This is a genomic window from Providencia sp. Me31A (assembly GCF_050487165.1).
Lineage (GTDB): Bacteria > Pseudomonadota > Gammaproteobacteria > Enterobacterales > Enterobacteriaceae > Providencia.
Genome location: NZ_JBKQGZ010000003.1, coordinates 125,439 through 140,653 on the forward strand (window position 1 = coordinate 125,439; position 15,215 = coordinate 140,653).

The following is a 15,215-nucleotide window of genomic DNA, read 5'->3' on the forward strand; positions in this document are numbered from 1 at the left end:
TATCATGTCGTCACATGTTCTCAAGAATTCTACATCGGCACATCGAGTGCAATCATGGGGAGCGGTATTAACGCTAGCTTTTGCCACTTTTTTAGTCGTAACAACTGAAATGTTACCCGTTGGACTGCTAACGCCTATAGCAGAACAATTTTCTATTTCGATTAGTCTTAGTGGATTATTAATGACATTACCAGCTATGATTGCAGCGGTCAGTTCCCCGTTGATTGTGCTATTCACTCACAAAATTGATCGTAAAAAGTTACTCATTTTTGCTGCTATTTTACTGATTGTTTGTAATTCACTCGCCGCATTTACCCCCTACTTTGAACTGTTATTAATCAGCCGAATATTTGTCGGTGTATGTATTGGCATTACCTGGGCAATTGCTGGTGGTATAGCGCCTCGGCTCGTTGCATCTCAGCATATCAGTTTAGCAACCTCATTCATTTTTGGCGGTGTTGCTACAGCTTCTGTGATTGGTATTCCTTTAGGAATATTTATTGGTGATTGGTTAAATTGGCGAAGTGCTTTCATTTTAATTGCTGGATTATCATTGATTTTATTATTATTAATGAAAGTATTTTTACCTTCGTTAACATCTGACAGTAAAAATCTTTCAGTTAAAGCCTTTTCTACGCAAATAAAACGCCCAGTCATCTTAGTTGGCCTAGCCATCACTTTACTTTTAGTTTCTGGACATTTCATGGCTTTTACGTATATTCGACCTCTATTAATATCTCACCTTAATGCGAGTGGCGAACAACTTAGTCTCATACTCTTTTTTTATGGCATTGCGGGGATTTTTGGTAATTTTATATTTGGCCTAAGCGCAGGGAAAAAATTAAATTTTTCACTCATTTTCATTATGCTATTAATTACAGTTTGTTTAATTTTATTTGTGGCTTTACCGCTATCCATGCTAAGTGGAGGAATGATAATTATTGTCTGGGGAGCTGCGTATGGTGGTGTTTCTGTGACGTTAATGACATGGATGATCGCACACAGTAACCGCTACATTGAAATTACAAGTGCCTTATATATCGCTTTTTTCAATGGCGGTATTGCACTAGGCTCTGCTTTAGGCAGTGTTGTTGTCTTATTGAATAGTTTTAATACCAATCTTATTGCTTCTGCGCTGTTATTCATTGCAGCTATGCTGATATTAGCCACGTTCCTCAGTAAAGCCACCTATAATTCGCAACGTTGTCACTAATGAGAAATTTCCCTAAATAAAATTGACTTTTAATTCTTAGCAATCTTTACGCCTTTTTATGACTAGCATTTATCATAAAATTACGGCATAAAGAGCATAATACTCGAAATATTGGAAAAAAAATGACAACAACTTCAGTAGGTTCACTTTTTTATGATTCGTTTGGTACGCCAGAGAACCCAGCTATCGTATTGATCCCCGGCCTAGGTGGACATAATATTAGTTGGACTCGTGATTTTTGCCAGCAGATTAGCGATGCTGGTTTTTATGTCTTGCGTGTTGATAACCGAGATGCGGGTTTATCTCCTCATATGGATAATTTTCTCCCTATCAATCTCAATGCGTTAATTCAAAAAATGCAAAATGGGGAACAATTCGCTATTCCTTATACCTTGATGGATATGGCTAACGATATTATTCAATTACTTGATAGTTTATCTATTGATAAAGCACATATTATCGGCCGTTCAATGGGAGGGATGATTGCTCAACTTGTGGCGGCTAAATACCCGGATCGGGCTTTATCTCTTTGCACAATTATGTCATCAACGGGGAATCCGGCTCTACCACAAAGTGAACCTGATGTGATGCAAATGCTCATGAGCTCAGGTGCTGACCCGAAAGAAAACTTAGAGGCTTATTTAGCAGGACAACTAGCGTTTTACCGTCGTATTAGTTCAACAAGTTATCCGTTTGATGAAAATTATTATCGTGAATATATACAGCAATCGTTAGCACGCAATTATTCCCCAGAAGGAACTAAACGACAAATTGTTGCGGTTGCAGTCACGGGTGACCTGCGACCTTATATACAGCATATAGAAGCGCCAACACTTGTTATTCACGGCTCTATTGACCCATTATTTCCACTCGCCGCTGGACGAGACATCGCCGATAATATAGTCAATGCAAGACTGGAAATTATTGAAGGAATGGGCCACGAGACGCCACCAATAATTAACCCGCAAATAGCTGCTCTCATCGTTGATCATTTAAATAAAGCCACAGAACAGGCTATTTAATTCACAGATAAGGTTCTATCACAGAGCCTTATCATTCTATATTTACTATAGGTAATATCTATAACCAACCTTGTTTCTTATGCTGAGCACAAATTGGGCAGATATGGCTATTTTCTTCCCAAGACGAGAACGGAAGATGGCAAGTATGGCACTGACCATCATAATAGTTGAAAACCATCGGTTCTCTATTTTTTGCAGCGTGTTCTTGCACATGGATTGATTTTGGGAAACAGACAACTTGGCAACTCATACAGCCAGTACAGCGCTTTTCGTCTATTAAAAATTGGTTATTATCAATTTCAATCGCATGTTCCTCACATACTTTAGCACAAGCACCACATAGAATGCAGCTCGCGGTATCAAGCTTGACTCTATACCAGCTATCTTCAGGATAAAATTGTTTTCTTGCATTTAATCCTGTCCTTACTTTGCCTTTATCCAATGGTTTAGGGTCTAATTTCTGACGAAACAGCATCATACGGCGACCACTATCCACCTCAGGTGGTTGAACAATGTGTAATTGCCAAATGGGTTCTTGCAACATTTTAAGTTTTAAATTCAATGAAGCTATTGCAGGCAACCACTTATCAACTAAAGGCTCCGAAATTTGTAGGCCCCGTATCCCATATTGCCGATGCCAGACAATTAACTCATCTGCATTAGCAACAGGTTCATCATGACTCACAACCAAATAATCGTGCTGATAGGCTCGTTCATGAGGAGCTATATTTTCAATAGCATCGACAGGACAAGTAAATAAACAATTACCACACTGAAAACATAATTCATTATCAATTCTGGCATCCATGTGTCCAAATGACACCGCACCAACAGGACAGCTGGTCGCACAATTTTCACAAATACTATTTTTTAAGCGTTTTCTTACGCATTTATCATTGATTTTCGGCTGAGGTGGAAGCTCTAAATTAATAAAACGTCTCATCATCCTATACTCTCCCATCACAGCAAAAAATAATTATAAAAAAGATTGTGCTTAATGATTAAATTATAACATTAATCTGTAAACCATTTTAGTGCACCATTCTGTAGATAAAGATGATTTAGACTAAAAAACATCAAAATACACAAAAAATGCCAATTTCAGCTTTAACTTATAGTACTTGCCCTACACCAATTATGTTCTAGCATATTTGCATTCACTTTTTGATATGAATAGGAAATAGTCAGGGCAAGTATTTTTACTAATTCAAATGATTTTTTATTCTGAGTAACAACTGATGGAAAATTTAAATCATCATATCTGATAGTGGAATTATTTATTTAAGAGTATGCTTCAACACTAACTATAAAATAAAATCATTACTTTAAATAAATATTTGCAATAAAGTACATTTATAGCATCAAATTAACAAAACAAAAAAGGAATTAAAGTTATACTAAATTCGTTTTTATCTATACTCATGCAACTGTTAGATGCAATTCTACTTTCAACTAAGGGCATATATGAACAATTTCGAATTTTATAACCCCACTCGTATCATTTTTGGTGAAGGTAAGATCAGCAAACTTGACCGAGTTATCCCTAAAAACGCTAAGGTTCTTATTTTATTTGGCGGTGAAAGTGCAAGAAAAACAGGAACTTTAAATGAAGTTGAACAAGCCTTAGGTTCACGCCAATTTGACCTATTTGGTGGCATCGAAGCCAATCCTCGTTATGAAACGCTAATTAAAGCTGTTGATAAAATAGAAAAAGAAGGCTTTGATTTTTTACTTGCAGTTGGTGGCGGTTCAGTCATTGATGGTGTGAAGTTTGTTTCTGCTGCAGTAAACTACCCTGGAGATAAGTGGGAAGTAGTAACAAGCCAAGGAGCGACGATTAAATCAGCTTTACCTTTTGGTACAGTCCTCACTTTACCTGCAACCGGCTCTGAAATGAACAAAGGTTCGGTCATAACACGCGAAGAATTACAATCAAAACTCGCCTTTAGTAGCGATTATGTATTCCCTCAATTCTCCATTCTGGACCCAGTAAAAACATACACATTACCCGTTAAACAAATTAGTAATGGTGTTGTCGATGCTTTCGTGCATATTATTGAACAATATTTAACTTATCCTGTTAATGCTTATGTGCAAGATGTTTTTGCCGAAGGTTTATTGAAAACATTGATCGAAATAGGACCTAAAGCATTAGAAACGCCTCATGATTACGATATTCGTGCTAATTTAATGTGGACTGCAACATTAGCATTGAATGGTTTAATCGGTGCAGGTGTTCCACAAGACTGGTCAACGCATATGTTAGGCCATGAAATAACGGTCTTATACGGTTTAGATCATGCACAAACATTAGCTATCGTGCTCCCTTCAATGTTGAATGAAAAATTAGCCCAGAAGCAGGACAAGTTAGCGCAATATGCAGAAAAAGTCTGGGGGATCACAACAGGAACCGCGCAAGAAAAAGCCATCAAGGCAATTGAATTAACGAGGAACTTCTTTGAACAAATGCATGTTGGTACACGCTTCAGTGATTATCAACTTACCCAAGAAGTTATCGAGCCTTTAGTCAAAAGCTTGGAAGCTCATAACATGATAAAACTAGGCGAACACCAAGATATTACCCTAGATGTTAGCCGCCGTGTATATACTGCGGCACTGTAATTAATCGTATAGTAATTAATCGTATAAAGGAGCAATCAGAGTTGCTCCTTATTTCCACCTGTTTGAACTCGATTTTATTTTTAATTAAAACCAAGAATGAATAAGCCTAGCATATAACATTTAATTGAATAGATAGATTATCGTATTACCGGATTTTCAATTGCAAATGGTACATTAGCGCCCGCAAAATGTCGTTTTAAATTCCCAACGTCATTCCCCGTTTCTCCCTGCTCTAATTTTATGTATTTTATAACTGACAGATTATCTGAAACAAATTTATAACAACAATAAATGCCTTAGGTCGTGAGCCATGTTTTCTAAATTTAACATATCAAACAGTGCATTACTTGCATCGTCGCTGCTCTTAACTATAGGCCGCGGGGCAACCTTGCCCTTCATGGCAATTTACCTAACCCGTGAATATCATATGGCAATTGACATTGTGGGTATCGCAATGTCACTAGCAATGATTGTTGGCGTACTATTTAGTATGGGTTTTGGCATGCTAGGTGACCGAGTTGATAAAAAACGTTGTATGTTATTTGCAATTATTGCTTTCATTTGTGGATTCATTGCTATACCAACGGTAAATAATGCTATTTTAGTCATTACCTTTTTTTCACTCATTAACTGCTCATATTCTGTATTTTCTACGGTACTAAAAGCCTACTTTGCAGACACATTGACTATTGCTTTAAAAGCAAAAATATTTTCACTCAATTATACCTTTATCAATATTGGTTGGACTATTGGACCACCAATTGGTACTTGGTTGTTAATGTACAGTATTAATTTACCATTTTATTTGGCTGCTATTTGTGCAGCCTTACCTATCTTTTTTATCCAGCGGTTCGTACAAAGTATAAAACCTACTGCTCAAGAAGAAGAAAAAGTAAGAAAATGGAACCCTGCGGCGATGTTGCGTGACAAAGTACTTGCTTGGTTTATATTATCAACATTTTTAGGTTCTCTCGTTTTTGGTACTTTTACCACTTGGATTTCACAATATGTGATTACGGTGACAAACAGCGACTTTGCTCAAGTTGTTATTGGCGTTATTTTACCTGTTAATGCCGTGGTTGTAGTGACTTTGCAATATACTGTTGGCAAACGTATTACGCCCGATAATTTAAGAAAATTAATGTCTCTAGGCAGTCTATTTTTCGTCTTAGGGTTAGTCACCTTTACGTATGCCCATGAAAATTTATATTTATGGGCTTTAGGGGCGTTTATTTTTACTTTAGGGGAATTGATTTATGCACCAGGGGAATACATGCTTATTGATAGCATAGCGCCCGAAGGCATGAAAGCGAGTTACTTTTCTGCTCAATCTCTTGGGTTACTAGGCGGTGCGTTTAACCCAATGCTGACGGGGGTGGTTCTTACGGAACTTCCCCCTTACTTTATTTTTATTATTCTTATATTTATTACTTTCTTAGCTTGGATGTCGATGCTAAATGGTATGCGATTAAGACAAAATCAGCTATTAAATACGCATTAGTGGCTTACTCTACCGTAAATAAAAAATGATTCATGGTAGAATAAACTAATGTTTATTAAATTTAATCGAAATTACGATTAAGGTAATAGCACTGCAAAGCATGGCTATTACTATAAGCTGCAATCCCCCAAAAAGGTTTTTTGCAATTAGGTATGATAAAACGGGTAATAAACTTAGCAATACTAGATTATTAACACTTTCAGAAACAGACAATACCAACCCTTTATCGCTTGTACTTTGCCTTGCTAATAGGGAGGTACTTATTGGTGATGCCAAACCCAATGTTAGACCAAGTAATAAAAGGCATACACCATGCCCTATCAGCCCTAACTTTCCACTAATAAATAATATAAGCACGGTAAACGTAACGAGTAAAATAAGAATTAACTTTATTGCATCCTGCATTTTGAAAGCTGTAACTCTTGCTACAAATACATTACCCAATAATATTCCGATACCAAATAGCCCCATAAAACTACCTACTTCAGCAGTTGCTAGTGTTGTTCTATGCCTTAAAATTTCGCCAGCTAGTAAAAACAGACTCACAGAGACGCCATTCCACATTCCTTTGGCCAGGATCAGAGAGAAAATATTCACTTGCTTTAAGCAATTGAATGAACGTTGAGGAATATGACTACTTCTTGAACTTGGCAAAATAAACCAAGCCACACTAAAAACAAGCAAACCAACAATAGCCGTTAGTAGGAAAGGAGCATACCATGAAAAATATTGGACTAATCCGCCTGCTAATATAGGCCCTGTTATGATACCTAATGTCATCCCCATCATAACAATCCCCATTGCCGATGCTTGATTGTCTGACTTGATAACATCGGCTACCAGTGAAAAAATGATAGGTACTAATGCGGCTGATGCAAGCCCTCCCAAAATACGTAAAATTAATGCGACCGAAAAATTTGGTGACAAAACAATCGCAAAACTATCTAACGATAATAATAAAATAGAGGTTAATAGAATTTTCCGTTTATCTATTCTATCTGAAATATAACCAACTATGGGTGCAGCCAATGTGTATGCCACTGCATAAACCGATATTAACCAAGAAACCTGTTCAGGAACAACGCCAAAAACAACGGCAAGGGGCGACATTATCGCAGATAACATAAATTCTGTTGAACCCACAAGGTAAACCGCAATTGCAGATATGAATAATAAATAACGTGTAGATGACATAATATATTACCATGAATGAAAATTATAATATAAACCGCCGCATTAAATTCGGTAGCTAGATAGAATAAAACCTGAAGTTAAATTGAGTGAAATACTAGAAACTGGAGTATTGAATAAATAAATTGATAGATATCAGATAGAAGAAAAAATAAGGAAGGAAAGATAGAGAGAAGTTACAGGGCAGAACAGCATGAGGTTCACATTATTAAACAACAAAAAAAACATGAACGCAACAGAGATTTTGTATATACCCCATTATGTAGATAGCCGTATATTTTTATGAAATACGTAAATCCCACTATATAAAGTCATTATTACTACATTTAATCACCCATTAGCCTCATTTACATCAAAAAACGAACCTCTTAGCTAATTTATAATAGAAAACCAATGATGAGGTAAATGCTTCCATGTTTGATTTTTAAACTATTTGAAATGAACAACGTGTTTAATCATTACATTCAAGCATGTTTAGACTAACTAAAGGCGTATAAGCATGAATATAATAACAACTCGACTAAAAATCGTTTCGTTTTTGCAATTCTTTGTGTGGGGATCTTGGCTGGTTACGTTTGCATCTTATCTTTTCAACACCCTTCATTTTAAAGGCGGTGAAATTGGTTTAATATTCAGTACACTAGGGATATCAGCTCTATGTTCACCTATAATTATGGGGTTTATTGCTGATAAAATTAATAACCGTAAATTGGTTTATATCACATCTCATATCTTGTCTGCTATATTCTTAATTGCTATGGCTCATAGCCATTCAATTACATTACTTTTCATCACGACATTAGTTCACCTAATGTTCTATATGCCTACAATTTCTATTTGTAATAGCATTGTTTTTGAAATGTTAGGAGCTCAAAAGCTAGATTCTGACGTTTATTTTCCTAAAATAAGAGTGTATGGTACTGTCGGTTTTATTGTTGCAATGTGGGCAATTAGCTTATTAAAACTTGAAATGAGTTTTTATCAATTATATATCAGTGCTGCTGCGTCCATTGTTTTGAGTATTTACTCTATTTTTTGTATTTCTACTAACAACATTAGTGAAAATAAACCCGAAAAAAACAGCCCTAACTTTAACTGCCAAAATATTATCCTATTATTTAAGAAAGGACGTGTTGCTGTATTTTTATTCTTTTCCATGCTGCTCGGCTCTGTTTTACAAATAACAAATACCTTTGGTGTTCCTTTCTTACAGGATGTGGCAAAAGCGCCTGAAGCTCAAGGCTCCATTTTTTCTGAATACCCCACTATCTTTTTATCAATATCGCAATTTTCAGAAATTATTTTTATTTTGCTCTTACCTGTTTTACTGAAAAAGTTTAAGATCGAAACTATCTTATTTTTGAGTATGGTGGCTTGGATTTTACGCTTAGGCTTATTTGCTTATGGTGATTTCACTGCAATAGGAACCATTGCCTTATTTTTATCTATGGTCGTTTATGGATGTGCTTTCGACTTCTTTAATATCGCAGGGTCATTATTCTTAGAAAAAGAAATAGCCCCTGAGTTTCGCTCTACCGCACAAGGGGTTTTCACAACACTGGTTAATGGTTTTGGGACGTTTCTAGGTGCCGTTCTTTGCGGTTGGATTATTGAACTTAACACTGTAGATAGCGTGGTAGATTGGAAAACATTCTGGTTAATTTTCACAGGTTATACCGCTGGTTTTACTATTCTATACCTTATCTACATGATATTAGCAAATAAACGCAAAACCGTTCCGAACAATTAATCATTCGCTTGCCCCTATTTTCATATTTAGCACACTAGGGGCAGCATATTAATAAATTATTATTTCCCTTTAGATTCTTTAAGTAATAAAGCGTGCTTACGATCAATTCCCCAACGATAGCCAGAGAGATCACCATTATTTTTAACAACCCGATGGCAAGGTATAGCCACTGCAAGCATATTTGCAGCACAAGCGCTTGCCACTGCTCTTACTGCTTGAGGTTGACCTATTTTTTCGGCTACTTCACTGTAACTTAATGTTTTTCCAGTTGGAATATCACGCAACGCTTGCCATACTCGTTGTTGGAATGCGGTACCTCGAATATCTAAGGGTAGGTCTAATCCAATTTCTGGCGCTTCAATAAACCCAACAACTTTAGCAATCAATTGCTCAAAATCATCATTTGCACCAATAAATTCTGCCTTGGGAAATTTATCCTGTAAATCATATAGTAATTGCTCGGGATCGTCCCCTAATAAAATTGCACATACACCAATGGGACTTTGTGCAACGAGTACGGTTCCCAGTGAACAGGCGGCAAGAGCAAAGTAAATCTTTCTACCATCTCCTCCTGTTTTCCACTCGCTTGGTGTCATACCTAACCGCTGTGATGATAATTCGTAAAAACGGCTATTAGATTGGTAACCAGCCTCATAGATTGCATCTGTAATTTTCTCCTGCTTCTTCAATTGTTCTTGCAATTTTTTGTGGCGAAAAGCGATGGCATACGCTTTTGGTGTTAATCCTGTATGTAATTTAAATAAACGATGAAAGTGGTAGCGGCTGATACCAATATGTTCCGCTAATTTAGATAAGGTCAAAGTTTGACTATTCTGTTCGATATAACGGCAAGCTTCTTCAATTTTCTCTTTGTAAAAATGCGTTAATTGAGATGTTTCTTTGCGAAAGCGTTTACTATGGCGATAACCTTTAGCAATCGCTTGTTGTTCATTATCGAAGAACTCAATGTTGTTTCTATTTGGTAAACGCCCAGCCGCAGAGGGGTGATTATAAATTAACGATGTTTTCACTCCATACACAAAATAACCATCAGCCGCTTTATTGCGTTCAACGACAGCTTGCCAACGTTGCTCTGGCGTACTCCATAAATTTCTCGTCACCATAATACAAGCCCTTTATCAATTAATTTAGCTGATCATGACTGATAATGAATAGCAAAAAACTCCATTCTTTGCTTTTTAATTCAGTCATTATATATCTTGTATTGATTAAGAATGAAACGCCCTTACAGGGTAACACCGATCGGTTAAGCAAAATGATCGGTTGAACGATCCTGCAAGCAAGTGACAATAGTACTGACTTGTTTTCCTGCCGATACTATGCTTACCACTACAATGGCACCTAGCCCAAAAATACGCCGTGATTTAAACTTGTGATGAACCGAAAGAAGTGACAGCGTCACTAAATTAGGCGACATTGCAGAAAGTCAATTCCCCCACTGTAAATATTGACATTAAAAAAACTAAAACAACTTTCGAACGACGATTCGCTAATAATTGAAATTCGCTAAAAAAGGCGCTAAGGTCAAAATAACTTTTGCCGGAAATGCAATAATGAAAATTACTTTTGATGAACTTCAAGCTTTTATCAGTGTGGTTGATTGCGGCTCTATTACTGCTGCCGCAGAGCAATTAAACATAACCATCTCAACGGTAAGCCGTTTATTACTCAGACTTGAAGAAAAAGTAGAAACCACCCTGCTTTATCGAACAACCCGTACGATAAAGCTAAGTGATGAAGGTTCCGCATTTTTACAAAAAGCACGAGAGATAGTTGATCTCGCTCAACAAGCAGAAGAAATGTTATCTGTTAGACAAACTATCCCATCAGGAAAATTGCGTATTGATGCTCCAACCCCCTTTTTGACGCATGTCATTGCCCCTTTGATACCATCATTTCATGAACGCTATCCGCAAATTGAACTCGAAATTAATAACTATGAAGGGATAACTAACTTATTAGAAAAACGCATAGATGTTGCTTTTCGCATTGGTGTTCTCAAGGATTCATCCCTTAATGCGACTCTATTGGGCTTTAGTCAAAAACGTTTAGTTGCCAGCCCTATATATTTAGAAAAATATGGTGTTCCACAACGAGTTGAAGAATTGAAAAAACATTGCCTGTTAGGTTTTACTCATCCAGAATCCTTAAATACATGGCCAGTTAAATCGTCTGATGGTAACTTATTGAAAATTAAACCCGATATTGCAGGTGCAAGTGGGGAAGTTTTATTTCACCTCGCTGTTCAAGGTACAGGAATTCTATGCTCTGCCGATTTTGTGACTCGGGATGCATTGGCCAATGGGCAATTAACTCAAGTTTTAGAAAATGAAACCGTTATGATCCGCCAGCCCATTAATGCCGTGTATTACCGTAACCAAGCCGTTTCACCACGGCTACGGTGTTTTATTGATTTCATCAAAAAGTACTCAACTAAAATAGAACCACAATAACCCCTATTTATGCTATATAGATACCTAAAATAACGTCGATGTAAGCGCTTATAAACGGTATTAAATGCAAGCAAATTTGCATTACATCCATGACAAGAATATAACGCTGCTGATTTATACTTTATGTAAAAGATAGTAGAATTAGCTCAATTACAGGTTGGCCTGCTTACAAAATGAAGTATTAGATTGGTATTCTGTTCTGGCGGACTGTCACCACGTTTTCTCGACCAAAAATAAATGATTTGTGCTGTAATACCTCTAAGGTAATGCATAATTCAAGGTTACTTAAGGAAAATTGGTTGCAGATATAGTTAATTTTATACTTTTTATCAAGGCGATTATTTTACATGTTTTTTTCCTTTATTTATTGCCATAACTCATTTCCGACTGCATAAAATTATTCTACCAACTTGTGATTAATGCTATGATTTTTCGATAATTATAACGTCATTACATTCTTATATTTCTCTAAGATCGCAGGTAAACACATGCAGGACTATGGTATTTGGACAATTATTACCCCCATCGTGACCATTATTTTGGCGATTTTAACTCGCCAAGTAATGCTTTCGTTAATGTTGGGAATATTAGTCGGTTTTACAGTTATTCATGATCACAACATCCTTTTAGGCATTAAAGGAACTGTGGATGGGATTATTAACACCTTCTCAGATGCAGGTAACACACGTACGATTGTCTTTATGGTCATGATCGGTGGGATAATGCGTTTAGTCGTTGTGACAGGCGGCGTTCGTGCTCTTGTGCAATTATTGACTAATAAAACTAGATTAATTAAGAACCGCACCGCAACTCAGCTACTCGCCATTGTTATTACTTCGTTAATTTTTATTGAAAGTTCGATTAACCAGTTAGTTGCTGGTGCATCAACAAAAAATTTGGCCAGACAATATGGTGTTGCACCAGAAAAGATGTCTTATATTATCCAAACTGCCTGTGTTTCTGTTTGCTCTTCCGCCATTATTAATGGTTGGGGAGCCGTCATTATGGGCTTAATCGGCGTACAAATATCCCAAGGCCTCATTACTGGGGAGCCTTTTGACCTTTTAATTACCTCAATAGGTTATAATTTAATGGCTTGGTTATCTCTCGCCACTATATTATTTTATGTCTTTACTAATATATCATGGGGCCCCATGAAGAAGGCTGAAGATAAATACCAGCAAAACTTTCTTGCCGGAAATATCTCTCATATCCAAGACCAAGATAGTGAAGATAAAATTATCGACCATCCTAATGCGCACTCGTCATTAAATTTTTTCATTCCAATTCTATCTACCGTTTTAATGGTACCTATTGCTCTTTATATCACCGGAGACGGCGATTTTAGTAAAGGAAGTGGTTCCACATCTGTATATTGGGGCGTTATGTTTGGAACAGCGGTATCCTTTTGTTGGTTTATTGGACGCCGTTTGTTAAATATTGATGATTTCTTCAAAGAGCTATTTGTTGGCTATGCCAATATGCTAAAAATTAGCTCCATTATGATCTTGGCTTTTTTAATGGGTAATGTCTCAGCTGAACTAAATACGGGCGCTTATATTGCCGAAGTAACCCAAGGCGTTATGGCTCCTGGCTTTTCAATTGGCTTCATTTTTATTATTAGTGCCATTATGTCATTAGCAACAGGAACATCTTGGGGAACTTTCGCCATAATGATCCCTATTGGTGTTCAACTTGGCTTGTCTGTAGGAATGCCTGTCGAATATATGATTGGTGCGGCAATATCTGGCTCTATATTCGGTGATATGACATCACCTATTTCAGCCGATGCTATCGTGGCTTCCATGGCAACAGATTGCGAACATATTGAGCATATACGTACTCAGATGCCTTATGCATTAGCCACGGCTAGTATCGTACTCGCTATTTATCTTTACCTCGGTTTTACTCACTAATTTTGGGGATTTAAATGTCACTTCAACAAAAATTAACGCAATTTGCAAAGCTAGACTTAATTAAAGCATTCACCCCTCTTAGCCGATTAGATAACTTGTCCAAAAAATATGGACGGGAAATTTATATTAAACGTGATGATATGACTCCTTTAGCTATGGGGGGAAATAAATTGCGTAAACTCGAGTATTTAATTGCCGATGCACAAGCAAAAAATGCAAAAACAATTGTTACCGCAGGTGCAATTCAATCTAATCATGTTAGGCAAACTGCGGCAATTGCAGCAATGTACGGATTGGAGTGCGTCGCCTTATTAGAAAATCCGATCCAAAGTGATAACCCTAATTTTCTTAATAATGGCAATAAATTACTAACTGATTTGTTTGCTGCTCGCTGTGTAATGTGTGATGAATTAATAGACCCGCAAGCACAAATGGAAGAACTGATTAAAGAGTTAAAACTCGAAGATGCCTATATTGTACCTGTTGGGGGTTCTAATGCATTAGGTGCTCTCGGTTATATCCAGTGTGCGATTGAAATTGCCCATCAAAAGCCATCACATATTGAGTTTGATAAGATTATTGTTGCATCAGGTAGTGCAGGAACGCATGCCGGACTTGCCATTGGTATACACGAGCTATTACCACAAAGCCAAGTTATTGGTGTCACCGTATCCAGAAAACAGCAGGATCAAGCACCAAAGGTTGAAAAGTTACAGAATGAGCTCACTCATTTGTTAGATCTCTCTGAAGCACCGAAAATTCAACTATGGGATGATTTTTTTGCGCCAATGTATGGTATGCCTAATCACTTAGGCCTAAAAGCAATTCAACTTTTAGCTCAGAAAGAGGGTATTTTGTTAGACCCTGTTTACACAGGTAAGGCAATGGCAGGGTTAATTCATTACCTAGAGACTTCATCTGAAAAAACACCTGTATTATTTGTCCATACAGGTGGAGCACAAGCTTTATTTGCCTATTCAGATATTAGCCAAACAATTAAATAATTACTTCATTAACTCTATGAATATAAGGGCTTAGATGCCCTTATATTCTTCGTTGATGTCAGCAATGTTAATGAAATTACTGGAAAATGACTAAACGTTTTTATTGTTATTAATGATTCTGTTTTACAAGGCGATAAGTAATCACATATAAAGATTGTTCACTTGGATATATTTCCCTAATCAATTTTTTTAGCACATCTAACGACATCGCTTCTTGTTTTGCATGATATTCAGAGATGTCATCGTAGCTGATAGGCTTCACGGATAAAATTTCGATCTCAGTGTAATATTTGTTGGTTTCTAATGCGTAAACTTTGACGATACTACCAGGCACATAATGGCTTTCACTTTCATCGCGGATAGTTATCACTTTCTCCCCTGAAATAACCAAAGGAAGTAAACGTTCAAAAAATGTAATCGTTGTCGGTGATTTGTTCATACTTTTCCCTGAATTTGCTTTATCTCTATTGAATAATATGCCTATTGTCTAATAATTTAATTAAAAAACAATGCGATGGTTCC

The 15,215-nt window shown here is 36.7% G+C and carries 13 protein-coding genes; 8 read left to right on the forward strand and 5 right to left on the reverse strand.

Going from position 1 to position 15,215, the window contains the following annotated elements; all coding sequences use genetic code 11:
• Positions 1 to 4 precede the first annotated feature (4 nt).
• Together ACLPIE_RS03365 and ACLPIE_RS03370 are read left to right on the forward strand one after the other, a co-directional pair.
• Positions 5 to 1,213, forward strand: a complete 1,209-nt coding sequence (locus ACLPIE_RS03365) for an MFS transporter (protein ID WP_430259649.1) — start codon at positions 5 to 7, stop codon at positions 1,211 to 1,213.
• A gap of 122 nt (positions 1,214 to 1,335) precedes the next feature.
• On the forward strand, positions 1,336 to 2,235 hold the full coding sequence (locus ACLPIE_RS03370; protein ID WP_430259651.1) for an alpha/beta fold hydrolase: 900 nt from the start codon (positions 1,336 to 1,338) through the stop codon (positions 2,233 to 2,235).
• Between the two features lie 58 nt (positions 2,236 to 2,293).
• On the opposite strand, the gene ACLPIE_RS03375 is transcribed toward ACLPIE_RS03370, so the two are convergent.
• A complete protein-coding gene (locus ACLPIE_RS03375; RefSeq protein ID WP_430259875.1) occupies positions 2,294 to 3,178 on the reverse strand; it encodes a 4Fe-4S binding protein in 885 nt (294 codons plus the stop codon).
• Between the two features lie 521 nt (positions 3,179 to 3,699).
• Between ACLPIE_RS03375 and ACLPIE_RS03380 the strand changes: the two genes are divergently transcribed.
• A complete protein-coding gene (locus tag ACLPIE_RS03380) occupies positions 3,700 to 4,857 on the forward strand; it encodes an iron-containing alcohol dehydrogenase (protein ID WP_430259653.1) in 1,158 nt (385 codons plus the stop codon).
• 310 nt (positions 4,858 to 5,167) lie between these two features.
• Positions 5,168 to 6,358: an efflux MFS transporter YdeE gene (gene ydeE / locus ACLPIE_RS03385; RefSeq protein WP_430259655.1), complete on the forward strand. Its 1,191-nt coding sequence runs from the start codon at positions 5,168 to 5,170 to the stop codon at positions 6,356 to 6,358.
• A gap of 45 nt (positions 6,359 to 6,403) precedes the next feature.
• On the opposite strand, the gene ACLPIE_RS03390 is transcribed toward ydeE, so the two are convergent.
• Complete coding sequence (locus ACLPIE_RS03390) at positions 6,404 to 7,552, reverse strand: MFS transporter (RefSeq protein WP_430259657.1); 1,149 nt, start codon at positions 7,550 to 7,552, stop codon at positions 6,404 to 6,406.
• A gap of 496 nt (positions 7,553 to 8,048) precedes the next feature.
• Between ACLPIE_RS03390 and ACLPIE_RS03395 the strand changes: the two genes are divergently transcribed.
• Entirely contained in the window at positions 8,049 to 9,299 is a 1,251-nt protein-coding gene (locus ACLPIE_RS03395) for an MFS transporter (RefSeq protein ID WP_430259659.1), read from the forward strand.
• Positions 9,300 to 9,358: 59 nt separating this feature from the next.
• Here ACLPIE_RS03395 and ada read toward each other — a convergent pair whose 3' ends face one another.
• Positions 9,359 to 10,423, reverse strand: a complete 1,065-nt coding sequence (gene ada / locus ACLPIE_RS03400) for a bifunctional DNA-binding transcriptional regulator/O6-methylguanine-DNA methyltransferase Ada (RefSeq protein WP_430259661.1) — start codon at positions 10,421 to 10,423, stop codon at positions 9,359 to 9,361.
• A 143-nt stretch (positions 10,424 to 10,566) separates the two neighbouring features.
• Positions 10,567 to 10,737, reverse strand: a complete 171-nt coding sequence (locus ACLPIE_RS03405; RefSeq protein ID WP_430259663.1) for a hypothetical protein — start codon at positions 10,735 to 10,737, stop codon at positions 10,567 to 10,569.
• Between the two features lie 136 nt (positions 10,738 to 10,873).
• Here ACLPIE_RS03405 and ACLPIE_RS03410 point away from each other — a divergent pair, with 136 nt between their 5' ends.
• The 3 genes from ACLPIE_RS03410 to ACLPIE_RS03420 all read left to right on the forward strand — a co-directional run bounded on the left by ACLPIE_RS03410 (position 10,874) and on the right by ACLPIE_RS03420 (position 14,693).
• On the forward strand, positions 10,874 to 11,773 hold the full coding sequence (locus ACLPIE_RS03410) for a LysR substrate-binding domain-containing protein (protein ID WP_430259664.1): 900 nt from the start codon (positions 10,874 to 10,876) through the stop codon (positions 11,771 to 11,773).
• Between the two features lie 488 nt (positions 11,774 to 12,261).
• Entirely contained in the window at positions 12,262 to 13,689 is a 1,428-nt protein-coding gene (locus ACLPIE_RS03415; protein WP_430259666.1) for a Na+/H+ antiporter NhaC family protein, read from the forward strand.
• Positions 13,690 to 13,703: 14 nt separating this feature from the next.
• Positions 13,704 to 14,693, forward strand: a complete 990-nt coding sequence (locus ACLPIE_RS03420) for a D-cysteine desulfhydrase (RefSeq protein WP_430259668.1) — start codon at positions 13,704 to 13,706, stop codon at positions 14,691 to 14,693.
• 109 nt (positions 14,694 to 14,802) lie between these two features.
• On the opposite strand, the gene yqfB is transcribed toward ACLPIE_RS03420, so the two are convergent.
• The gene (gene yqfB / locus ACLPIE_RS03425) at positions 14,803 to 15,132 is read right to left on the reverse strand and encodes a N(4)-acetylcytidine aminohydrolase (protein WP_430259670.1); all 330 of its coding nucleotides are present in this window, start codon (positions 15,130 to 15,132) and stop codon (positions 14,803 to 14,805) included.
• Positions 15,133 to 15,215: the final 83 nt, after the last annotated feature.

Coding starts and splice junctions, on each gene's coding strand:
- ACLPIE_RS03395 (WP_430259659.1), top strand. CDS start 8,049: ATGAATATAATAACAACTCGACTAAAAATCGTTTCGTTTTTGCAATTC.
- yqfB (WP_430259670.1), bottom strand. CDS start 15,132: ATGAACAAATCACCGACAACGATTACATTTTTTGAACGTTTACTTCCT.
- ACLPIE_RS03390 (WP_430259657.1), bottom strand. CDS start 7,552: ATGTCATCTACACGTTATTTATTATTCATATCTGCAATTGCGGTTTAC.
- ACLPIE_RS03370 (WP_430259651.1), top strand. CDS start 1,336: ATGACAACAACTTCAGTAGGTTCACTTTTTTATGATTCGTTTGGTACG.
- ACLPIE_RS03380 (WP_430259653.1), top strand. CDS start 3,700: ATGAACAATTTCGAATTTTATAACCCCACTCGTATCATTTTTGGTGAA.
- ACLPIE_RS03375 (WP_430259875.1), bottom strand. CDS start 3,178: ATGAGACGTTTTATTAATTTAGAGCTTCCACCTCAGCCGAAAATCAAT.
- ACLPIE_RS03410 (WP_430259664.1), top strand. CDS start 10,874: ATGAAAATTACTTTTGATGAACTTCAAGCTTTTATCAGTGTGGTTGAT.
- ada (WP_430259661.1), bottom strand. CDS start 10,423: ATGGTGACGAGAAATTTATGGAGTACGCCAGAGCAACGTTGGCAAGCT.
- ydeE (WP_430259655.1), top strand. CDS start 5,168: ATGTTTTCTAAATTTAACATATCAAACAGTGCATTACTTGCATCGTCG.
- ACLPIE_RS03420 (WP_430259668.1), top strand. CDS start 13,704: ATGTCACTTCAACAAAAATTAACGCAATTTGCAAAGCTAGACTTAATT.
- ACLPIE_RS03405 (WP_430259663.1), bottom strand. CDS start 10,737: ATGTCGCCTAATTTAGTGACGCTGTCACTTCTTTCGGTTCATCACAAG.
- ACLPIE_RS03415 (WP_430259666.1), top strand. CDS start 12,262: ATGCAGGACTATGGTATTTGGACAATTATTACCCCCATCGTGACCATT.
- ACLPIE_RS03365 (WP_430259649.1), top strand. CDS start 5: ATGTCGTCACATGTTCTCAAGAATTCTACATCGGCACATCGAGTGCAA.